Here is a 23,413-nt window from a genome sequence, read left to right as displayed (position 1 = left end):
TGAGGTAGCCTGATTAACTAACCACGTGCGGAGCCCGTAAGCTTCCCTACGTACCTCAATCCTTACTCCCCATGCTTAAGCTCATTCCCGCTTCTGACCGACATCACGCCGCCCCAGTGCACTGGCTGAACAGCTATTTCCTCTTTAGCTTCGCCGACTATTACGACCCCGACAATATCAACTTTGGCCCTCTGCGCGTCTTCAACGACGACACCGTACAGGGCAATTCTGGTTTTCCGCAGCATCCGCACTCCGAGATGGAAATTGTGACTCTCGTGCTGGAAGGCGAGTTGGTGCACGAAGACACTATGGGCAACCGGGCCACTATTAAGAAAGGCGAAGTACAGCGCATGACGGCTGGTACTGGCCTGGCCCACGCCGAGATGAACACGACCGACAAAGCAGCGCACATCTATCAGTTGTGGTTCTTGCCCAACCAGAAAGGTATTTCGCCCAGCTACGAGCAAAAGGATGTCGACTTTCTCGATACCAAGAACGAGCTGATTCCGCTGGTGTCGGGCCAGAAAGTGTTGGAGGATGTGGTGTATATGAACTCCAATAGCACGGTATATTGGTGTAACTTGAGCGCCGATAAAACCGTGACGTTCAAAACCTTCCCGATTCGTAATACCTTCCTCTACGTTGCGGAAGGCTACGTATATGTCAACGGAGTTGATATTGGCCCCAATGACCAATTGCGCTCCACAGATGAAAACGTGCTGGAAATTCGGGCCAAAAAGGATGCGAAGTTCATTCTGATTGACTTACCCAGCAGCGAAAAAAACTACTAGGTAGCAGTAGGGGTAAGCCTGCTGCTGGCCTACTCATCACCTTACCGAACTTTTGCCAAGCTAAACAGTTGTATGACTGTAGTTAGCTAGTTCTCGCCTATGAGCATTTCCTTTCCCTCCTCTCTAATCCCGGAGAACGAGGCCGTTCGGCTGCGTACGTTGCATCTATATCAAATTGTCAATACAACGCCGGAGAAAATCTTTGATGATTACGTTGCGTGGGCAGCTCAGCTGTTCAACACACCTATTTCCCTGATTTCCCTCGTTGACGCCGACCACGTGTGGTTTAAAGCCGTGGCTGGGGCTGAGGGCGTCCCTGGCTTGCCCCGCACGGAAAGCATGTGCTCGGCTGCTATTCTCCCCGATGTACCTGTCGTCACCTCGGACTATAAGCCGCAAAGCTGCGAGCTAATCAAGCCCGACGTAGCCCAGGCGCTAGGTCTAAACTTTTACGCCGGCGCTGCCTTGCGCATGCCCGATGGTGCCCGCATTGGCATGATGGCCGTAATTGGCCGGCAGGCCCGGGCCCTATCGGATGCCGAAACGGGAGTGCTTACCCAACTGGCTGACCTTGTTAGCCGCACCATTGAACTGCGTTTTCAGTACTTGAGCACGCAGTTGGAGGACGAATGGGAGGCCGCCCAGCAAGAGCTGTCTACTACCCTTGATGACAATGCGGCCCTGACGCGCTACCTCAGCACGCGCAACCAAGGCATCAACTTGGATGACGATGAGGTGCTTGACTTAGTGACGCGTCGCCTCAAGGGCGTCAGTATGGTATTGGGGCGCAGGTTAGACCAGCAAGCCCCGCAGGTAGCCTAGAGAATAACTTCCTACAGAAAGAGCCCGGCCATTTGGCCGGGCTCTTTCTGTAAAAAGGCTGCGAGAGCGAAATCAGCACTGCTGCCTAGCGGCGTGCTTACATGGTGTACTTGCGCCCTTTGTTTTGCTGCTTCAAGTAGGCCATCAGCGGCTGGAAGTACTCTACCATTGCCCGGGCGGAAAGGTCCTCTCCGGTTTTCTCCTTTAATACCGTGCGCCAATCTTTGCTAGAACCAGGACGCATGATGTCGGCTAGGAACGCGCCTACCTCTTTGTTGCCGTAGTAGTTGGTAGCGTGCGGGTCCTGCTTCAGGATCTTCTTGGCAATGTGGTCGTGGAGCTGAAACAAGATAACGTAGGACAGGGCATAGTCGTAGTACTGGGCCGGGTCGTCGTTGATGTGGGTCTTAGTAGCCGGGTCGAGGTACTGCTCACCACGAGTAGTAGGCGGTACAATGCCTTGGTACTGCTTGGCTAAGGCCCACCACTTCGCATTGAGCTGATCAGCGGGTAGTTTATCGGCGTAGAAGCTGCTTTCCCATTCGCTCATTACTCCTGAGGCAAAGGGAATAAACACGGCGTAGTTGAGCGCTTCCTTCAGCAGGGTTTGCGTTTGGTCGGTTTGCGTTTTAGCATCGACTAGGTTAAGGCCCGCCAAGAAGGGTTTTTGCGTTGCGGCCAAGCCCATGAGCGAGCCCATAGCCTCGTGGTAGGCGCGGTTGGCGCCCTGGCGCAGCAGCGGGGGCACGTCGGGGTTGGTGTACGTGAGGTAGTAGTAAATGTGTCCCAACTCGTGGTGGGTTGTCTCGTACCATTCGGTGTTACCTTCCACACTCATGAGGCTGCGCACATCCTGGTTTAGGTCGATGTGCCAGGCCGAGGCGTGGTTATTCTTCTTGTAGGTGGCGCCTTTGGGCAATGGGTACAGACTACTTTTTTCGTAGAACGAAGCCGGAAGAGCTTGGAAGCCCAGGCTTTGGTAGAACCGCTCGGCTTGCTTTACCTGCCACTCGGCGCCCTTCTTGGCTAGCACTGGGTCAAGGTTAAGGCCTTTTACATCAACCATGGCGCTCCAGTCCTGACCCCAACGGTTTGGGAGCCAAGAGGCCGGTAGGTAATCGGGAACTTGCTTTTGGTTGTATTTCTTGGCCAGCTCATAGCGGGCATAGGTGTGCAGCTCGCGATAGAGCGGGCGGAGTTCCTCGTTGATGCGGCGCACCAGGGTCATCATTTCCTCCCGGGTCATGCCGTAGTCAGAGGCCTGATAGGTGAAGTAATCGGGGTAGCCCAGGGCCTGCACTGTTTGGTTACGCAGGTCGCGTAGGTTCAGCAAGCCCTCCTTCAACGTTGGGCCGATGGCCTTGCTGGCTTCCCAGATTTGCTGGCGCTTAGCGGGGTTGTTCTCCTTACGCAGGAGTTCGTCCAAGTCATTTGTCGTTACCGATTTGCCCTGATACTTGTAGTCGAAGCCGTACAGCTTTTCAGTTTGTTGGGTTTCGGCTTTAATACGGCGCTTCACCACGTCGGCCACTGTTTGGGGCGAGTTGGCTGCGTTGTACAAGGCCGTTTGGAGCTGTTTAACCTGAATTTCCGTTAGGTCCTGCTTGTGGTCGAGCAGCTCCCGCAGGCGCCGGATGTTCTGGGCCGAGCCACTAAAGGCCGCCATTCGCTCGTTGGCCCGGGCTGTGGCTCCAGCATTGGTGGTGTCGCCGGCCACAATGCGCGTATTAGAGCGCCACTCCGCCTCCGCCGATTCAGTGTAGAGGCGCTGGTATTCGGCGGAGTACTCGCGCAGAAACGCTTCCGCCTGCTCCGACCAAGTGGGCGCCGCTGGCTGGGTAGTAGGCTGTGGTGTGGCAGTAGGGAGACTAGTGGCCGTGGGTGTCTTGGCCGTGGGGGCACACGCAGCAAGCAGCGTGGCCGTGGCAATAGGGAGCAGGTATTTCTTCATTGGATAATAGGAAAGACAGCGTGAAGCGAGCTGCTGGTAGCGAAGGTACATATCCAGCGCCTTTGCGCGCCGAACTAACAAGACAGAGTTATAGTTTCGCCGATATGCTAGCTGCTCTCGTTACGCCCACGCAAGCCGGCCTCATTTACGCCGCCGACTTTACCATACTGCTGCTCCGCTACGTGCTGTTTGCCGGGGTAGCCTACCTGATTTTCTGGCGCTGGAAAAAGGCCCGGTGGCAGCACCGTCGCATCCAACCTCGCTTTCCTGATCAGAAGCACATCCACACCGAAATCCGCTATTCCTTACTCACCTGCCTGATTTTTGCAGCTGTGGGCCTTGGTATTTTCGTGGCCCGGCAGTACGGGTACACCCGCATCTATACCAGCATAGCCGAGTACGGCTGGTGGTACCTGCTGGGGAGCACCGTGGTTGCGATTCTGGCCCACGACACCTATTTCTACTGGACGCACCGCTTCATGCACTTGCCAGGTATTTACCAGCGGGTGCACCGGGTGCATCATCTCTCTACCAATCCTTCTCCCTGGGCGGCGTTTGCCTTCCACCCGGTAGAAGCTGTAATTGAAGCCGGTATTTTCCCGCTGCTAGTGTTTGTGCTGCCTTTACACCCCATCGCCATGGTAGCTTTCCTAAGCTATATGATGGGCATGAATGTGCTAGGTCACTTGGGGTATGAGCTGTACCCGGCCCGGTTCCTACGGTCGAAGCTTGGCCGCCTCCACAACACAAGTACCCATCACAACATGCACCACCAGTTTGTGAAAGGCAACTATGGTCTGTATTTCAACTGGTGGGACCAGCTTATGGGAACCAACCACGCGAAGTACCAGGATCGGTTTGAGAAGGTAGCCAACAACCAGCCTGCCAGCTCGAAAGTAGCTTAGTCAGAAGCCAATATACCCCAGCGGCCCCGCCGGAATCAGCATCACCACAAGCGCACGTAGCGTTGGGTACTACTGATTCCGGCGGGGCCGCTGGGGTAAAAAAGCAACTGCGTATTAGGCGGCCTGCGCCTGCTGAAGCAAGTGACAGTCTTTGTACTTCTTGCCGCTGCCGCAGGGGCACGGGTCGTTGCGGCCAAACTTACGACGGCTGCGCAAGCTGCGCAGCCACTCGCGCGGATCAACGGCCGAGCGCAGGAATCGTTTCTTGGGGTTTTGGCGCAGGGCCCGGCTAAGCAGCTGGTAAAGCTCGGGATGGTGTTCCTGTAGCTTCTCGGGTTTCTCGAAGAAGTACTCAGTTACCACAGCAAAGAACTCGGCCTCGTTGGTGGCAGCGTAGTCGTTAATCTCCGAGTTACCGGCCCGAATTGCGGCAATTTCGCGCTGCATAACGGCTTCCCAGGCGGGGCGTAGCTCAGCAGGAAGCGCCACTGCTGGTATGCCGTCAATAACGCCATCTGCCTCGTCGAGCAAGTGGGCAAACTCATGAATACCTACGTTCTGCTTGTCGAGGGCATCGCGGAAGCCCTGTTCCAAGGACGCTTTCGATAAACGCATGTAGTGCGAAGTTTGGAAGCCTTGCACGCTCCCCAGCAAAGTACCCTGCAAGCCCGCAAATTCTTTGCTGGGGTCTTTTTCCAGCGTCCAAGCATCGGGCACTACCAGCACTTCGCTGAGGTTGCCATACTCCCAGTCAGGAAAGCCAAACACGGGAATAATAGCCGAGGCCGCCACCAGTACCCGGGTAGTATCATCAATATCCGTTTGAATGCCGGTGATGCGCGTTTGAGCCAGAAAAACCTGCGTTTTCTGCTCAAATCGGCGCTTATCGCCCGCCGTGAGAGACAAGTAAAAGGCTACCCGCTCGGACAAGATCTGCCGCCAGGCCACCGGAAAATCGGCCGCGAGGGCGGCCTGCTTAAGCCGCTTATCGCGCGTGACATAGCGGTAGAAGAAGAAAGCAACTGCTGCCACCAGGGCTGCAAATACAAGGTATGACATGGGCGCATGAACGGCCGGTAGTAGGGTAGGGTTGTGCCCCGCGGGGTACAAAAAAGCGCCCGCGCCTCGGATGGCGTATGATCGTCCTAAAACGAGAAAAAAGCGGCTGCCAAACGCTTTTTGAGACAAGGTTGTAGCGCAGCTTCCCATTTTGTTCTAAGTTAGTAGTATATGCCACCCTCCCCTCCGCCACCAGCCAAGCATGTGCGCCTCTACGCGGCCTGGGACGATGCTGCGCTGGTGAAGGCATTGGCCCAGGAAGATACCCTGGCTTTCGCCGAGCTGTATGAGCGCTACTGGTGGCCTCTATTTGAAGTAGCCTACCGCAAGGTGAACTCACGGGAGGCCGCCGAGGAAGTAGTGCAGGATTTGTTTACGGCATTGTGGCACAAGCGCCACCAGGGCTCAACCATCGAAAACGTGGAGCGCTACCTCTTCCGGGCCATTCGCTACCGTATCATTGACTTCATCAAGGCCCGCATGACGCACGCGGGATATGTAGAGTACAGCCGTACCCACCACTCATCCCTCGACCATAGCACGGAGCAAACCGTGGAGGCCGATGACCTCTCGGTGGCTTTGCTGGCGGGACTGATGCGACTGCCCGAGCACACTAGGGAGGTGTTTCGCCTCAGTCGGCTAGAGCACCAAACCATTCCAGAAATTGCGGAGCACTTGAATCTGTCGCGCAAAACGGTAGAGTACCACCTGACCCGCGCGTTGAAGTCGTTGCGCTTGAGCTTGCGGGATTTTATCACTCTCCTGCTACTCTACTTGGGATTATAAGCCTAATTGTTTGACCTTGATAAAGAGTGATTTAGCAAAGCCAACCCCTGCGGTTGGCTTTTTTGTGTAAAAAAGTTGAGGTAGAGGCTAGGGTTAGGGGACAGTTGATCGACTAGTAAGTAAGCAACCCCTTACTGCCTCTTCGATTTTTATGAAACAAACTGACTTACGGGACTTATTACACCGCTACCAGCAAGGAACGTGCACGCCCGAGGAAAAGCAGATTGTAGAAGATTGGTACGACGTGCTGGGGCACGAGCGGGAGATAAACATTACCCGCCAGGAGCAGGAAACCATTAAGGCAGCCCTCTGGGCCCGCATTGCGCAGGATACGTTTGAGAACCACGACACTAGTCTGCCAGCCAAGGCGTCTTCCTGGACTGTGTGGCGCCGGCCCGGCCGTTGGGCGGCAGCGGCGCTGGTTGCATTAGGCATTGGGCTGGGCGCCCAGCAAGTGCTGACTACCCGCCAGTCTGGGCCAGGACTGACGGCTACTACGGCCCCTGCATCACGCTGGGTAGTGCATATCAACCGCACCAACGCGCCTGAGCAGCTTGCCCTGCCCGACGGAAGCCATGTGCTATTGTCGCCGCGCAGCCAGCTGAAATACCCGCGCGCTTTTACCGGTGGCCGCCGCATAGTGACCCTAACTGGGGAGGCTTTCTTTGATGTGTACCACGATGCCTCTCGGCCGTTTTTGGTGTACACCCAAAAGGTAGTCACCCGCGTGCTGGGCACTAGCTTCTTGGTGCAGGCTCCCGTGGGTGCTCAGCCAGTGGTGGTGCAAGTGAAAACCGGCCGCGTGCGCGTGACGCCCCGCGCTACTGCCGAGGCTGGTGTTGCGGCCGCCCTGCCCGGCAGCGTAGTTGTGCTCCCCAATCAGCAAGCAGTATATAAACCCGACGAGCATGCCTTGGAGCGGGAATTAGTAGCGCAGCCCGTGCAGCTGGTGGCCCAATCATTTGCCTTCGACGACCGCCCGGTAACGGAAGTGCTTGCCGCCTTGGAAAAGGCCTATGGAGTTGTCATTGAGTACGATGCCAATTCTCTCGCCAGCTGCACGGTGACGTTGAACCTGCGCGATGAGTCGCTCTACGGCAAGCTAAACGTGCTCAGCAAGGCCCTCGGCGCTTCTTACTCAACAGCCGATACGCACATTCTATTCCGCAGCCCCGGGTGCGCCACGCGCTAATGCCCACTGTTTCACCCCTAACCCACCTGCTTATGACCTACTAGCCCGGCTGCAACCTTTCAACAAGGCGGTAAGGGCAAGCCAAACCCGGCCTATTAGCGGTGGCTGGGTTGTCCGCCGCAGGTAGTTGGCAGCTCACACGAGGTGCCACCCCCAGATCTACCATTTTATCCCACCTTACGCATGAAAATTCCCCTACACCTGAGTACCCCCTTGCTGCTAAAGCGGGCGGCCGTGTTTTCTCCTGCCTGCATTGCGTTGCTCGGTAGCAGCATTGCTACTGCCACGGCGCTGCCTACTGCTGCGCAGCAATACTTAGAGCAGCCCGTTACGATACGAGCCCAGGATGAAACAATGCAGTCGGTTCTTACCAGTATCGAGAGCCAGACCAACATCCGCTTTCAGTACAGCCGCCAGCTGATTGGCGCTAGTCGGCGGGTGTCCATTCAGGCCGAAGGGCAGCCCCTGGGCCAGGTGCTGCATACCCTCTTCGACCCTCTGCGCATTGCCTACGAGCCCCTGGCCAGTGGCATCGTGCTCAAGCCTGCTGCCGCTGCCGACATTACGGTGAGCGGGCGGGTAGTAGATGAGAAGGGCGCAGCCTTGCCCGGCGTGAACGTGGTAGTAAAAGGAACCAGCACTGGCACCCAAACCGACGCCGATGGCCGCTACACCCTCACCGCCCCCGACAATGCTACCCTGGCATTTTCCTTTGTAGGATTTACCATTCAGGAAGTGCCCGTGAGTGGCCGCACCACCGTGGATGTGAGCTTGGCGCCCGACTCTCAGTCGCTGAACGAGGTAGTGGTAGTGGGCTATGGTACCCAGCGCAAAGCCGACGTGACGGGGGCTATTGGGTCAGTGAAAGCAGAGGAAATTGCCAACCGCCCCGTGGCTAACGCCGAGCAGTCCTTGCAAGGAAAAGTAGCTGGCGTCACTATCACTTCTAATTCGGGTAGCCCAGGGGCACCGCCCAGCATTCGTATTCGCGGGGTTACGTCGGTGCGCTCGGCCGGTGAGGACAACGAAGCCGCCAACCAGCCCTTGTTTGTGGTAGACGGCATGTTTACCAACAATATTCAGTATCTGAGCCCCTACGATATTGCCTCCATTGAAGTGCTGAAGGATGCTTCTTCCTTGGCTATCTACGGGGTGCGGGGCGCCAACGGCGTCATCATTGTAACTACGAAAAAGGGGAAATCTGGCAAGGCCCGAATTTCGCTGAACGCCTACGCCGGCTACCAGGAAATAGCCAAGCGCGTGAAGATGGCCAACGCTACGGAATACCAGACCCTGCTCAACGAGGCCATCGTAAATACCACGCCCAACTCTACCGCCCGCTTCCGCAACCCAGGGTACGACTTTGGTAGCGGCGTGAACTGGTTTGATGAAATCCTGCAGAAGGGCTTCATCCAGGACTACCAGTTGAGCGCCTCGGGCGGCTCGGAGCGGTCTAGCTACAGCATCAGCGGGGGCTACAACAAGCAGGAAGGCATTGTGAAGGGGCAGGATTTTGAGCGCATCAACTTCCGCATCAACAACGAGTACCGCCTGACGGACCGCGTGCGGGTAGGGGCCAACGTGGCCGTGAGCCGCATCAAGGAAAACATCACTCCCGGCTCGGTATTTGGCAATGCCTACAATGCCGACCCAGCCCAGCTAGTGACCAATCCCCTTACGGGCATCTATAGCTACTCCAACAACCAGAGCGTAGCCAACCCGGTAGCACAACTTGCTTACAATAACGAACGGAACAAGGGGGGGCGCCTAGTGGGAAACATCTACGGGGAAGCCGACCTGCTCAAGAACCTGACGTTCCGCTCCAGCTTCGGTACCGACCTGGGCTACACCGAGAACCGGGTGTACGTGCCGGTGTACTTTGTGTCGCAGAACCAGCGCAACGACCGTAGCCGCCTGAGCCGCCAGACGGGCACCAGTTCTACCTGGCTGTGGGAAAACACCATGACCTACAACACCCAGTTTGGCGACGACCACCGCCTGACGTTGCTGGGTGGCTACACGGCCCAGCGCGACCAGGTTGAGTCCTTGTTTGGGCAGCGCAGCGATGTACCCGGCTACGACGAAGACCTGTGGTACCTGAACGTGGGCAACGCCCAGGGCAACGTGGCCAACAACTCGGCCAGTGAGTACGCCTTCCAGTCGGTGCTGGCCCGCGCCAACTACGCCCTGAAAGACCGCTACCTTATTACGGCTACCTTCCGGGCCGACGGTTCCTCCCGCTTTTCGGAGGGTGACCGGTGGGGCTACTTCCCGGCGCTGGGTCTGGGCTGGCGCTTGTCGGAGGAAGACTTCATTAAAAACCTGGGGCTGTTTGACAACCTGAAGCTGCGCGCCAGCTACGGGATAGTGGGCAACGTGAACGTGCCCAGCTACCAGTATTACGCCCGCATCAACAACGGGCTGGGCGCCATTTTTGGCTCCGGCGAAACGCTCAACATTGGCAAAACGGAGACGAACCCCACCGTATCTCAAATTCGCTGGGAGAAAATTAACCAGCTAGACGTGGGCTTTGAGATTGGCGTGCTCGACAACCGCCTCACGTTTGAAGCCGACTACTTTGACCGGCGCACCAACGACTTGGTTACCCAAGTGCCGGTAGCGGTAGGGGCGCTGTTCCGCAACATTGGTACCGTTGACAACAAGGGCTTCGAGTTCACGCTCGGCTGGCAGGGCGGCAGCAAGGAGGGTTTCTCCTACGGCATCAACGGCAACCTGTCTACGCTCAAAAACAACATTGTGTCGTTGGGCAACGGCGGGCAGCCCATTGTGGGCGGCAGCCTCAACAACGGTAACGTGGTAACGCGCAGTGGGGTGGGTACGTCCATCGGTGAGTTTTATGGCTATGATGTGGCCGGCATCTTCCAAACGGCCGACGAGGTAGCCAGTGCGCCCAACCAGCCCGGCGGTAAAGCCCTCGGCGACCTACGTTTCCGCGACGTGAACAACGACGGGGTAGTAGACCAGCAGGACCGAGTGAGCCTGGGCTCGCCCATTCCTAACCTGACGTATGGCCTGAACACCTCCGCGGCCTATAAAGGCTTCGACGTGGCAGTGGACGTGCAGGGCGTGGCTGGCAATAAGATCTACAACGGCAAAAAGGCCGTGCGCTTCACCAACGAGAACTTCGAGGCCTCGCGCCTAGACCGGTGGACGCCGAGCAACCCCTCCAGCACCGAGCCGCGCGTGTCCAACAACATTCCGCAGGTATCGAGCTACTTCATTGAGTCGGGCTCCTTCGTGCGTTTCCGTACCATTCAACTGGGGTACACCATTCCGCGCAGCCTTACGGAGTCGTTTGGGGTAGGGGGCGTGCGCTTCTACGTCAATGCGTTCAACCCCTTCACCTTCACCAAGTACACGGGCTTCTCGCCCGAAGTGGGGGGCAACGATGCCGGCCGCGGCATTGAGCTGAACGTGGTGCCCGTGACGCGTTCCTACAACGCGGGTATCAATATTTCCCTGTAACAGTAAGCAGCGCTACCTCATGAAAGCGAAACATTATATCATTGCCCTGGCCAGCCTGTCGCTGACGCTGGCTACCAGCAGCTGTAAAGATTTCCTGGACACCGAACCCTTGGGCGAGGAGCTAAGCGAAAACTTCTTTGCTACCTCCGACGGCGCCGTGCAGGCCACCAACGCCGTGTACAACCAGCTGCGCGATTTCTCCGTGCACACCTTCTCCTTCGTGGGTATTGCGAGCGTGGCCTCCGATGACGCCGATAAAGGCAGCACCCCCGGCGACGCCCCGGCCATGGGCGAGCTGGACAACTTCACCGCTACCGCTTCCAACGGCCTGCTGGATGGGTTCTGGCAGGGGCACTACCTAGGCATTGCCCGGGCCAACCAGGTAATTCTGCGGGTGCCGCCCATTCAGATGGATGAAGCCCTGAAGACACGCCTGATTGGGGAAGCCCGGTTCCTGCGGGCCTACTACTATTTCAACCTAGTGCGCACGTTTGGGGGCGTACCTATTATTAATGAGTTGCCTCCCCGCGACGGTAGCAATTCCTCTAAGGCCCGTGCTACCCGGCAGGAAACCTACAACTTCATTATTGAGGACCTGAACGCGGCCATTGCGGCCCTGCCGGAACGCTCAGAATATGCCGCCGCCGACCTGGGCCGCGTAACCAAGGGTGCCGCCCAAGGCATGCTGGCCAAGGTGTACATGTACCAGAACAATTGGAGCCAAGTCCTGACGCTGACCGACCAGATTATTGCTTCCAATCAGTATAGCCTTTACAACGACTATGCTCGCCTGTTCACCCTGGATGGCGAAAATTCCAGCGAGTCTATTTTTGAGGTGCAAGCTGCCACGCTAGCCCAGGGTGGGGGCGGCTCGCAGTACTCCGAGGTGCAAAGCCCCCGGGCTCCAATCCCTACCGGTGGCTGGGGTTTCAATACGCCTTCTGAAAACTTGAACAACGCCTATGAGGCGGGTGATACGCGCCGCGACGCTACCATTATCTACGCCGGTGAAAACCTGGGTGACGGGGTCACCATTCCAACGGTGATTGACAACCCACGCTACAACCAGAAGGCCTACGTGCGCGCTACCGACCCCCGTTCGCCCAACGGCATGGGCGATGCTGGCAAGAACATCCGAATTCTGCGCTACGCCGATGTATTGCTGATGAATGCCGAAGCCGCCAACGAGCAAGGCCAGACCACCAAGGCCCTGACTAACCTCAACTTGGTACGCAAGCGGGCCCGGGGCACCAGCGCCACCGCCCTACCCGATGTTACGGTAACTGACCGTGTGGCCCTGCGCCAGGCTATCTGGCAAGACCGCCGGTTGGAGCTGGCCATGGAGCACGACCGATTCTGGGACCTGGTGCGCCAGGGCCGGGCCGGCACTGTGCTACGGGCCATTGGTAAAAACTTCGTGGATGGCAAAAACGAGGTGTTTCCCATTCCACAGGCCCGCATTGATGTTAGTGGCGGCCTCATCAGCCAAAACCCCGGCTACTAGGCCCAGCCGATGCAGGAGCGCCGGGGTGGCACATAGCCCCGGCGCTTTTTCGTTCTATTCCTCCCTTTCCCGCCCATGACGCATCGTTTTCTCTTTTCCTTTCTAGTCCTACTGCTGCCCGGCTTACTCTGGGCCCAGCAGAAGCCTGCTGCCAAGAAAGCCCCGGTTGCTACCGCTACCTTCAATCCTAAGCTGCGGCCCAAAAACCTCACCGACGAGCAATTGCTGGACTTGGTGCAGAAGCAAACCTTCCGCTACTTCTGGGATTTTGGGCACCCTGTATCGGGTATGGCGCGGGAGCGGAGCAACCGTTCCTTCGACTACGGCGACGAGGTAGTAACGACCGGCGGCACCGGCTTTGGCATCATGGCCATACTTGTGGCAGCGGAGCGTAAGTGGATTGCGCGGGAGGAAGCTGCTGCTCGCATCTTCAAAATCGTGAAGTTCCTGGAAAAGTCCGACTCGTTTCACGGTGTGTTTCCGCACTGGCTGAATGGCGCCACGGGGAAGGTAATTCGCTTTAGCCAGAAGGATGATGGGGCAGACCTGGTGGAAACCTCCTTTTTATTTGAAGGGCTGATTTGTGCCCGGCAATATTTCACCGGCACCAGCAAAACCGAACAGGACCTGCGCAACCATATTCTCTGGATGTGGGAAGGCGTGGAGTGGAACTGGCACACCCAGGGCGGCCAAAATGTGCTGTATTGGCACTGGAGCCCCAACAATGGCTGGAGCATGAACCACCAGATTCACGGCTGGAACGAGTGCCTGATTACCTACGTGCTGGCCGCGTCCTCGCCCAAGTACGCCATCGACAAGAAGGTATACGACCAAGGCTGGGCCATTGGCAATTACTTCAAGAACGGTAAGGAGTTCTACCAGACCAAGCTGCCCTTGGGGTTTGATTACGGCGGGCCCCTGTTTTTCTCGCACTACACCTTCCTCGGCCTCGACCCCCGCGGCCTCAAAGACCAGTACGCCGACTACTGGCAGCAAAATCAAGCCCACACCCGCATCAACTACGCCTACTGCGTGGAGAACCCCAAGAAGTACAAGGCTACGGGCCAAGCAGCTGGGGCCTCACCGCTTCTGACAGCTACCAGGGCTACGCCGCGCACTCGCCTACCGAAGACCTGGGCGTAATATCACCTACGGCGGCGCTGTCGGCTATGCCCTATGCTCCTAAGGAGTCGATGGCAGCGATGAAGCACTTCTATCACGATCTGGGGGATAAGATTTGGAGCGAGTACGGCTTTGTGGATGGCTTTAGCGAACAGCATAATTGGTACGCCAAGTCGCACCTGGCCATTGACCAGGGACCAATTGTGGGCATGATTGAAAACCACCGGACCGGCCTACTCTGGAAACTGTTCATGAGCAGCCCCGATGTACAGCGCGGCCTCACCAAGCTGGGTTTCGAGAGTCCCCAACTCAAGAAGTAAGCAGGCTTTCACTAGCTACAAGCGCGTGCTGACGTTGCAAGACTGACCGAACAGGCTGGACGAGCTGTCGCGGTGTTCGTCAGAACGCGCTTTTCCCATTCAACCCATGCGCTCATTTCTGCTCTTGTGCCTTGCCGCCTTGCTGAGGCTGGTCGTCCAGGCTCAGCCTACCGCCAGTGCTGGGGGGCAACGCACGTACTGCAACCCGCTCAACCTGGATTACGGCTATACGCCCATTCCCAACTTCGCCGAGGCTGGCAAGCACCGCGCCACCGCCGACCCCGTCATTACCTTATATAAGGGCGACTACTACCTGTTCAGCACCAACCAATGGGGATACTGGTGGAGCCACGATTTATACAGCTGGAAGTTTGTGCCCCGCCATTTTCTGAAGCCGGAGCACAAAGTGTACGATGACTTGTGTGCGCCGGCCGTGTTCGTGCTGGGCGACACGCTACTAGTGTATGGCTCTACCCAGGAGAAAAATTTCCCCATCTGGATGAGTACAAACCCCAAGGCCGCAGAGTGGAAGGAAGCCGTGAATCCTTTTCAGCTAGGAGCCTGGGACCCCGCCTTCTTTCTTGATGACGACGGCAAGCTCTACCTCTACTGGGGTAGCTCCAATGTGTACCCTCTCTACGGCCAGCAGATTAGCCGCCGCACTTTGCAACCCATTGGCGAGCGAAAAGAGATGTTTGGCCTCAACGACAAGCAGTTCGGCTGGCAGCGCTTCGGCGAATACTTAGATAACACGTTCCTCGACCCATTTATGGAGGGTGCCTGGATGAATAAGTATCAGGGAAAGTACTACTTACAGTATGGGGCGCCCGGTACGGAGTTTAGTGGCTATGCAGATGGCGTGCAGGTAAGTGACAAGCCCTTGGGGCCATTTACCCCGCAAAAGCATAACCCCTTCGCCTACAAGCCGGGTGGCTTTGCCCGCGGGGCGGGACATGGCAATACTTTTCAGGACACCTGGGGCAATTGGTGGCATTTGTCAACCATGGTTGTATCGGTAAAAAACAATTTTGAGCGACGCCTGGGGCTGTGGCCGGCCGGCTTCGATAAAGACGGGGTGCTGTATTCTACTACCGATTTTGGCGACTACCCGCACTACCTGCCTACGGGCCCCCAAGACCACCTCAAAAGTCGCTTTACGGGGTGGATGCTGCTGAACTACCAGAAACCTGTGCAGGCCTCTTCTACATTGGGTGGCTACCAGCCCAACTATGCGGTAGATGAAAGCATAAAAACCTATTGGAGCGCCAAAACAGGGAACAGAGGCGAGTACTTTCAAACCGATTTGGGCGAGGTAAGCACCGTACGCGCCATCCAAATAAACTACGCCGATCAGGATGCGGAGTTCCTCGGCAAGCAGTTAAATACCTACCATCAGTACAAACTATGGCACTCGAAAGATGGCAAGAACTGGAAGCTGCTGGTGGACAAAAGCCAGAATAAAACCGATGTGCCTCACGACTACATTGAGCTTGGTAAGCCTCTGCAAACTCGCTTCTTGAAACTTGAAAATATCCATATGCCCACGGGTAAGTTTGCCCTCAGTGGGCTACGAATTTTCGGGCAGGGGAGTGGTTTAGCGCCCAACCAAGTAAAAGGTTTTGTAGTATTGCGCACTGAGAAGGATAAGCGTAGCGCCTGGTTGAAATGGGCTCCTTCCGACGATGCGTACGCCTACAACATCCACGTAGGTACCGCTCCCGACAAGCTCTATAGCTGCATTATGGTGCACGGAGCCGCTGAATACTACTTCAAGGGCATGGACAAGGACCAGCCGTACTACTTTACCATCGAGGCCATCAACGAAAATGGTGTCTCCGCACGCCTCCCCGTGCTGGCGGCGCAGTAGGAGCAAGGCCCCACTGGGGCCTAACCGCGTTCCGCTAGCTGCGCCCTTTACTAGGGTGCGTTGGGCACGGGCCCTGCGCCCATACTCGTAGCGCGGTACGTAGGGCCGATCTGTTTGCCTTGTTTTCCCCTTCTGACTTTCCTATTAATTCCTTTCCCACATGAAAAGAGTTTTTCGTACCGCCCTGCTCATGTCGTTGGGGCTGCTTACACCTCAATTGCAAGCCCAGCAGTCTGCGGCTCCCACGGCTGCCCGCGTAGCCGCCCCCGATCCGAAGATGACCAAGTTCATCAACGACCTGATGCAGAAAATGACGCTGGAAGAGAAAATCGGCCAGCTAAATATGATTACGGTAGGGTTTGATGTTACGGGCCCGGTAGTAAGCAAAGACGTAGATGCCAGTATTCGCCGCGGAGCGGTGGGCTCGGTGCTGAACACCTTCACGCCCAAAGCAGCCCGCAAGCTGCAGGAAATGGCCGTGAAGGAAACGCGCCTGCACATTCCGCTCATTTTTGGCTACGATGTTATTCACGGCCACCGCACCATCTTCCCTATTGCGCTGGGCCTGGCTTCCAGCTGGGATTTGACGGCCATTGAGCGCAGCGCCCGCATTGCGGCCGAGGAAGCTTCAGCCGATGGCATCAACTGGGTGTACTCGCCCATGGTAGATATTGCCCGCGACCCACGCTGGGGGCGCATTTCCGAAGGCTCGGGTGAAGACCCCTACCTCGGTTCCCAGATTGCCCGCGTGATGGTGCGTGGCTACCAGGGCGACGACCTGATGAAGAACAATACGGTAATGGCCTGCGTGAAACACTTTGCCCTATATGGCGCCGCGGAAGCTGGCCGTGACTACAACACCACCGATATGAGCCTGGTGCGCATGTACAATGAGTACCTGCCACCCTATAAAGCGGCCGTTGATGCCGGTGCCGGCTCCATGATGTCGTCGTTCAACGACATCAACGGCGTACCCGCTACCGGCAATAAGTGGCTGATGACCGAGCTGCTGCGCAACCAGTGGGGTTTCGACGGTTTCGTTGCCACTGACTACACCGCCATCAATGAAATGACCGCCCACGGTATGGGCGACGATGCGCAGGTTTCGGCACTGGCGCTGAACGCAGGCATCGACCAAGACATGGTGGGCGAGATTTTTCTTAAGAATCTGGCTCAGAACTTGAAGGATGGCACCGTGAAGCAGGAGCAGATTGACCTGGCTTGCCGCCGCATTCTGGAAGCTAAGTGGAAGCTGGGCCTCTTCAAAGACCCCTACCTCTATACCAATGAGAAGCGGGCCAAGAACACCATTATGAAGAAGGAGTTTATTGCTGACGCCCGCGACATCTCCCGTAAGAGCATGGTGCTGTTGAAAAACAGCAATAACACCTTGCCGCTTAAAAAGTCGGGTACTATTGCTCTTATTGGGCCGTTGGCTACCCGGCAGCGCGACATGATTGGCTCCTGGAGCGGTGCCGGCGACTGGAAACAAGCCGTGTCGCTGGAACAGGGAATGAAAGATGCGGTAGGCAACTCGGTGAAGATTGTGACAGCCAAGGTGCCAACTTCACCGACGACCAGCAGATGATTGACCGCCTCAATGCCCACGGCGGTGAGCTAAACGTGGACAAGCGCAGCTCGGAGGAGATGATTCGCGAGGCGGTACAGGTAGCTCAAGGCGCCGACGTGATTGTGGCCGCCGTAGGTGAGTCGCAGGGCATGACAGGGGAGGCTGCTAGTCGCGCTGATATTGGGCTTCCAGGTCAGCAATTGGAACTGCTGAAGGCACTCAAGAAAACAGGCAAGCCCCTGGTGATTGTGCTAATGAGCGGCCGCCCCATGACGCTACCATGGGAAGACAAAAACGCCGATGCTATCCTGGAAACGTGGTTTGCCGGTACCCAAGCCGGCAACGCCATTGCCGATGTATTGTTTGGGGCTTATAACCCCTCGGGCAAGCTCACGGCTACCTTCCCACAGCATGTAGGTCAAGTTCCTATCTACTACAACCATAAAAACACTGGCCGTCCCTACGCTGGCGTTGCCCTCGATAAGTACAAGTCGCGCTACATGGATGTGAGCAACGACCCACTTTACCCGTTTGGCTTTGGCCTGAGCTACACTACTTTTCAGTACGGTAAGCCTGAGTTGAGCACAACCTCTTTACCCATGAACGGTACGCTGGAGGTAAAAGTAACGGTGCAAAACACCGGCAACTACGACGGCGAGGAAGTAGCTCAACTATACATCCGCGACATGGTAGGCTCCATTTCCCGACCCGTGAAAGAATTAAAGGGCTTCCAGAAAGTGATGCTCAAGAAAGGAGAGAGCCGTACGCTCACGTTCCGCCTCACGCCGGAAGATCTAAAGTTCTACAACACCGACCTGAAGTTTGTCGCCGAGCCTGGTGACTTCCAGGTATTCGTAGGAGGCAACTCCCGCGACGTGCAAACAGCCACCTTCAAGCTGGCGGCCCAGTAGCGAATGACTATACCTGCGCCTTGTGTGGGACAAGTGCGCGGGGGCTTCCGGAAACCAGAATGCTTTAGGGGAGCGGACTGAACTTCCGGAAGCCATATGTATTGTAGGTGTCAGAACGGCGGCCTTACTAAGGCCGCCGTTCTGTGTTTACGAATACACCCATGTAATGCACGAAGGCAAAGCATAAATAAGATGGGTAGACAACTCCTTATTGTGGTTGTTTCTTATCTGTACTTCTACTGATAGTGGATGTGAGCCAACGCGTGTATAGATATATTATAGGTGCGTTAGAAGTGTGATGTAAGTGTATACGCCCTGTGTTAAGTAGATGAAAAAGTAGCCATACCGTGTAGCAAAGGGGTTTTATGACCTTGTATTTTAAAAAACAACGCTGCTATATTTGGTGGCATATAGCTCGCTTTTCAGGAAGTACCATCCCTAGTGATTAGGTATGCTTCCGTACCAGACTACATGTTCCATTCTTAGGTAAGTCTGCCCATAAAGCACTGTACTGTCGCCACTGTTCTTGCTGCTATTGGTAGCAAATCTGCCCACTCCCACTATATCCTACCCACTTGAAAACTATCCTACTAAAGCCTTTCTCTAGGCCTCCATCGTCAGACTACGTCTATCAATAGTATCTAAGGATAGATTGTGCACCGTGTAGCCTGCTGTGGTGCAGTAGCTGGTCTTAGCATCTGAGCTATCAAAAAGCATCAAGTGGGCGATGAACGGACTACTTTGTTAGAAGTAGCGAAGCCCTATTAACTCCTGAGGTCAGTCTGTAATAGACTGCAAGCAATTTGTCGTGCATGCCTCTCTTCTAAGGAGTAAATGTATATAAGAAAAGTGCAAAAATGGCCGCGGCAACCGTCTTGTGGTGCCGCTAGTGCTGTTTTCTTATTTGCTGCCGTAGTGTCGCGCACTAGCCTCTGCTCAGCATAGTGCTACTTCCTCTCGTTCCGGTTTATGCTCTAGATCCATGTGGGAAGCATAATCAGCACACTACAGCTGAGTGAAGGGTAGGAATAATAGGAGTAGAGCAAAAGCTCTGTGCTCTGCATGTGCTTTTTAGTTGGGTATCATCCTAATTATCAGAACGTATGATTTGCCAAGAACAACACGCCGCCACTTGGCAGCTAGCAAGGGTGTGCACTATGGCCAGTGCCTTACTCGTGTCAGCAGGGCTACTTCTGCCCAACGCGCCACTAGCAGCCCAACAGATAAGCGCATTGCACGCGGCTGGTCCTAAAATAGTGGATGCCAATGGCAAAGAAGTGGTATTACGTGGCTTCAATGTAGGCGGCTGGCTACTGCAGGAAAGCTATATTTTGCAAACTGACACTCTGAATAGCCAGTGGCGCATTAAGCAAGGATTGCTGCGCACTATGCCGGAGGCGCAAATGGAAGAATTCTACCGGAAGTACCGGGCTAATTTTATTACAAAGGCGGATATTGATTTCCTTGCTAAACAAGGCTTTAACTGTGTGCGGTTGCCTTTTCACTATGATTTGTTCCTAACCGCCGCCCAGCGCCACGCCCGTAATCAAGCCCTACTTACCCCTCGAAACGTGACGGGTTACGTGGATAACCTAAGCACGTGGTACGACCAGGATCAGCTTTTTACCGAGAAAAACCTGGAAGGTTTCCGGTTGATTGATAACGTGCTCAACTGGTGTGCTGCAAACAAGTTATATGTAATTCTCGACCTGCATGCAGCTCCCGGTGGGCAAGGTACCGACCGTAATATCAACGACAACCTTGTGCCGTTAGATTTATGGAAGCGGCGCGATGCGAAAGGCCGGGCCATCTATCAAGACATTACGGTACGGCTATGGGAAAAGCTGGCGGCGCGCTACAAAAACGATTCGCGGGTGGCAATGTATGATCTTATCAATGAGCCCCATAACTTAAATGCGGCCAACGGTATGTCGGCTGATAATCAAGAGCTTAGTGCACTGTATGCGCGGCTGGTTGATGCCGTGCGGGCCCAGGGCGACCAGCACATTCTGTTACTTGAGGGCAATGGGTATGGCAATGAGTACACTAACCTCACGCCCGATAAGCTGCGGGTGCGCGACAAGCGGAACTTAGCGTACAACGCCCACCGCTACTGGTGTCCGAATACACCGGAAGCGGCAGATCCTAACCCTAATCAAATTAACTTAATTAAAAACCTAGCCGCTTTCCGCGACCGGTGGCAAGTGCCCGTGTGGGTAGGCGAGACGGGTGAAAACTCAAATGAGTGGTTTGGAGCGGCTGTAGAGGGATTGAACGCCCAAAATATTGGTTGGTGCCACTGGAATATCAAGCGCGTAGATAGCCCGGCCAGTCTGCTCCGAGTGAAACCGTATGGTAGCATTCTTACGCCCGAAGGTCGGACTGCCTTACTGCGCAATGTGCAGTTCGCCAACTGTACCCCCAACCGCGACGTGGCGGCGGCGCTTACCCAATCAGCTTCCTACTCTGCGCCTTTCGCACCTCTGGCTATTCCAGGTACAATTCCCGCCAGCAATTACGACTTAGGCCGGGCTGGCGTGGCTTATCAGGATGATTTCTCCGCGAAAGTTGACTACCGCGACAACACCTCCTGGAATCTAGGCGGCGCTTATCGAAATGATGGAGTGGATATTGTGTCAACTTCTGAAGTAGGAGGTAACACATTTGCAGTCAGTCATTTAAATGCCGGCGAGTGGCTGAATTATACTGTAGCCGTAACCTCCGCAGGGACTTATACTGTGCAACTGCGTGTGTTGCCAGATACTACACCAGGCCGTCTTACCCTCAAGCTTGGCACTGTTACCATTGGCTCAGTAGTCACCAACCAGCAGAGCCCCAGTGAAAAGTGGCAAACTCTGTCCTTCCAAGCGGCCCCGTTGCCAGTTGGCCGTCATACCCTCCGCTTAGTAGTAGAGCAACCCGTTAAACAATTGAGCTGGCTACGTTTTGCACCAGCCAGTAGCACGGGTGCTAGTGGCCAGTAGGTGGTCACTTACTAGGTTTTTGTATCTTAGTAACTCCTATGAGACCTATTCTACGCTATTTCTCGCCTAGTTTCCAGCATTTTTGCAACTATCTGCTGTTGAGCTTGCTGGTGGTAAGTCGGGGCTATGCAGCAGCTAATGCGAGCCCTGTGGCAGATACCATGCGCGTGCAGCCCAACCTAGAGGAGATATTTATTGATCCGGCTTACTATAGTGTGTTGCAAGATCCTACGGGGCAGCTAAGTTTGGCTGATGTGCAACTGCCGCGCTATGCTGCTCAGTTTCAGCGCGGTGATAGTATTCCAACCAATATGGAAAATCCTGGCGCCGCTTACTGGCTACGGTTGGTAGTGCACGCCGAAGGGCCTCTAGCTCAGCATTGGTACCTGGAGTTGTTTGATTCTCACATCAACGATATTCTCTTCTATCCCGCCACCAACACAGAGCGGGGAGCTATCCATACGGGGGCCGACCAGCGACTTACCTCGCGTAAGTTTCCTTACAAGAACTTCCTGTTTCGGTTGCCGCTCGATTCTAACCGCACCCATACCTTTTACCTACGGCTTACCTCTAATTCCAAAACTAGCTTTATTAGCCGCTTGCGCACCGAGCAGCCCCTTGCAGTCCACTTCCAAACGGAATACGGCTTGCTGGGGGGCTTTTATGGGGTGCTGCTGATTATGGTGGTGTACAACCTGTGTCTCTACCTTTTCATTGGCGAGCAAACCTACTTGCGCTACGTGGTCTATGTGCTTAGCTGCAGCCTCGTGTTCTTATCGGAAGATGGGTTGGGGTTTCAATATCTTTGGCCTGATTACCCGGCTCTAAATCAGTTGGTTATTGCTGCATCCCCAATTCTGCTGCTGCTCACGTTCAGCTACTACGCTCGTCAGTTTTTAGATGCTCCCCAGCGCCTGCCCCACTACGACCCCATCGTACGTAGTGTAGTGCTTCTAAGTGTAGGGGTGCTGCTGGTGGATACCTTGTGGTTGCACTCTGGTTGGGGCTTCTGGTTTTACCTGCTGCCCTACGGAATGCTGTATTACGCTGCCATTCAGGTATGGCGGCGAGGATTTCGGCCCGCCAGGTTCTTCCTATTAGCGCATGCGTTAGTAGCCATCAGCGTGTGCTTTCTTATTCTGCGCAAGCTGGGTATCAACAACTTCACCAATACGGCCACCGTGTATAGCATGAACGTGGCTTTTGTGATTGAAGTGGTGGTGCTTTCCTATGCCCTAGGCGAAAAGATTAAGGGCATTAAGGATGCTACCATTAGGGCCCAAGACAAGTTAGTGAAGCAGTTGCGCAAAAAGCACCAGGCTCAGGATATGCTGGTGGAGCAATTGCGGCAAAATCAGGAGCTCAAAGACCAACTGAACACTGAGCTTGAAAACCTGGTGACCCGTCGCACAGAGGAACTACGGCAGCAAAGCGAAACTATTGCTGCTCAGAACCGGGAACTGCTGCAAGCCAATGGCTTACTGGCCTTACAATCGGCGGCCATTGAAAAGCTGAACCTAGACTTGGAACGCGACCTGCACGCCGCTAAAGCTGCCCGTGTCCTATCCAAAGAAGTTGATTTTGGGGAGTTCAGCCAAATCTATCCCGATAAGGATGCCTGCCTGACGTACTTGGCCAACCTGAAGTGGGCCGACGGCTACCAGTGCCGTAAGTGCGGCCACGAAAAATTCTGTGACGGACGCGAGCCGCATTCCCGCCGTTGTACCAAGTGTCGCTACGTAGAATCGGCTACTGCATACACCCTGTTGCAGAAATGTAAGTTCTCTATCATCAAAGCTTTTTACGCTGTGTTCCTGATCTACACTCACAAGGGTAGTTATTCATCGCAGGAGCTTTCCCGGGTACTTGATCTACGCCAGGGCACGTGTTGGAGCTTTAGCCAGAAGGTAACGGAAGCCATGCGCCGTCGTCGGCAGGCTGTTGATTTTGACGAAAACGAAGGCTGGACGCACGTACTGCTAGATGCTACGGGCGCAAGCGAAGAAGAGAATATGCTGGACGATGGGGCTACTGTAGTTCGGCTGGAGAAGTGAGTAAGTGAGTAAAGGCTTACGAGAATAAATTATTTAAAATTATTACTCGTAGAAGACCATTTTCTTGATTGTTTTTTACCTGATAGGTA

The 23,413-nt window shown here is 55.3% G+C and carries 14 protein-coding genes and 1 pseudogene; 13 read left to right on the top strand and 2 right to left on the bottom strand.

Translation table 11 applies throughout. From position 1 onward, the window contains the following. Positions 1 to 71: 71 nt before the first annotated feature. Positions 72 to 791: a pirin family protein gene (locus tag VI25_RS02630; protein ID WP_055562243.1), complete on the top strand. Its 720-nt coding sequence runs from the start codon at positions 72 to 74 to the stop codon at positions 789 to 791. Positions 792 to 890: 99 nt separating this feature from the next. Further along, positions 891 to 1,613, top strand: a complete 723-nt coding sequence (locus VI25_RS02625; RefSeq protein ID WP_055562242.1) for a GAF domain-containing protein — start codon at positions 891 to 893, stop codon at positions 1,611 to 1,613. Positions 1,614 to 1,710: 97 nt separating this feature from the next. On the opposite strand, the gene VI25_RS02620 is transcribed toward VI25_RS02625, so the two are convergent. Then, positions 1,711 to 3,564 (bottom strand): M2 family metallopeptidase, encoded by a 1,854-nt coding sequence (locus tag VI25_RS02620; RefSeq protein WP_055562241.1) that lies wholly within the window; start codon positions 3,562 to 3,564, stop codon positions 1,711 to 1,713. 104 nt (positions 3,565 to 3,668) lie between these two features. On the opposite strand from VI25_RS02620, the gene VI25_RS02615 reads away from it, so the two are divergent. After that, complete coding sequence (locus VI25_RS02615; RefSeq protein ID WP_055562240.1) at positions 3,669 to 4,469, top strand: sterol desaturase family protein; 801 nt, start codon at positions 3,669 to 3,671, stop codon at positions 4,467 to 4,469. 114 nt (positions 4,470 to 4,583) lie between these two features. Here VI25_RS02615 and VI25_RS02610 read toward each other — a convergent pair whose 3' ends face one another. Next, a complete protein-coding gene (locus tag VI25_RS02610) occupies positions 4,584 to 5,528 on the bottom strand; it encodes a M90 family metallopeptidase (RefSeq protein WP_055562239.1) in 945 nt (314 codons plus the stop codon). A gap of 171 nt (positions 5,529 to 5,699) precedes the next feature. On the opposite strand from VI25_RS02610, the gene VI25_RS02605 reads away from it, so the two are divergent. The 10 genes and pseudogenes from VI25_RS02605 to VI25_RS02565 all read left to right on the top strand — a co-directional run bounded on the left by VI25_RS02605 (position 5,700) and on the right by VI25_RS02565 (position 23,324). After that, positions 5,700 to 6,314 carry an RNA polymerase sigma factor gene (locus tag VI25_RS02605; protein WP_055562238.1) on the top strand — a complete coding sequence of 205 codons (615 nt, stop codon included), beginning with the start codon at positions 5,700 to 5,702 and terminating at the stop codon, positions 6,312 to 6,314. Positions 6,315 to 6,465: 151 nt separating this feature from the next. Beyond that, the gene (locus VI25_RS02600; RefSeq protein WP_052695559.1) at positions 6,466 to 7,506 is read left to right on the top strand and encodes a FecR family protein; all 1,041 of its coding nucleotides are present in this window, start codon (positions 6,466 to 6,468) and stop codon (positions 7,504 to 7,506) included. 183 nt (positions 7,507 to 7,689) lie between these two features. Then, positions 7,690 to 10,992: a SusC/RagA family TonB-linked outer membrane protein gene (locus VI25_RS02595; RefSeq protein WP_055562237.1), complete on the top strand. Its 3,303-nt coding sequence runs from the start codon at positions 7,690 to 7,692 to the stop codon at positions 10,990 to 10,992. A 19-nt stretch (positions 10,993 to 11,011) separates the two neighbouring features. After that, entirely contained in the window at positions 11,012 to 12,496 is a 1,485-nt protein-coding gene (locus VI25_RS02590; protein ID WP_055562236.1) for a RagB/SusD family nutrient uptake outer membrane protein, read from the top strand. 75 nt (positions 12,497 to 12,571) lie between these two features. Continuing rightward, positions 12,572 to 13,938, top strand: a pseudogene (locus VI25_RS02585) (glucoamylase family protein). A 106-nt stretch (positions 13,939 to 14,044) separates the two neighbouring features. After that, the gene (locus VI25_RS02580; protein WP_082455372.1) at positions 14,045 to 15,805 is read left to right on the top strand and encodes a family 43 glycosylhydrolase; all 1,761 of its coding nucleotides are present in this window, start codon (positions 14,045 to 14,047) and stop codon (positions 15,803 to 15,805) included. 160 nt (positions 15,806 to 15,965) lie between these two features. Beyond that, positions 15,966 to 17,393: a glycoside hydrolase family 3 N-terminal domain-containing protein gene (locus tag VI25_RS26370; protein ID WP_236704846.1), complete on the top strand. Its 1,428-nt coding sequence runs from the start codon at positions 15,966 to 15,968 to the stop codon at positions 17,391 to 17,393. Further along, a complete protein-coding gene (locus VI25_RS26365; protein WP_236704845.1) occupies positions 17,390 to 18,286 on the top strand; it encodes a glycoside hydrolase family 3 C-terminal domain-containing protein in 897 nt (298 codons plus the stop codon). The genes VI25_RS26370 and VI25_RS26365 overlap by 4 nt, the downstream gene beginning before the upstream one ends. A gap of 1,103 nt (positions 18,287 to 19,389) precedes the next feature. After that, on the top strand, positions 19,390 to 21,270 hold the full coding sequence (locus VI25_RS02570) for a cellulase family glycosylhydrolase (protein ID WP_236704844.1): 1,881 nt from the start codon (positions 19,390 to 19,392) through the stop codon (positions 21,268 to 21,270). Positions 21,271 to 21,308: 38 nt separating this feature from the next. Beyond that, positions 21,309 to 23,324 carry a 7TM diverse intracellular signaling domain-containing protein gene (locus VI25_RS02565; RefSeq protein ID WP_045690161.1) on the top strand — a complete coding sequence of 672 codons (2,016 nt, stop codon included), beginning with the start codon at positions 21,309 to 21,311 and terminating at the stop codon, positions 23,322 to 23,324. The last annotated feature ends 89 nt before the right edge of the window (positions 23,325 to 23,413 follow it).

It is taken from the genome of Hymenobacter sp. AT01-02, assembly GCF_000961955.2.
GTDB classification, from domain to species: Bacteria; Bacteroidota; Bacteroidia; order Cytophagales; family Hymenobacteraceae; genus Hymenobacter; species Hymenobacter mucosus.
The sequence above is the reverse complement of the archived record's forward strand: the minus strand, read 5'-3'. Positions and strand labels throughout refer to the sequence as shown.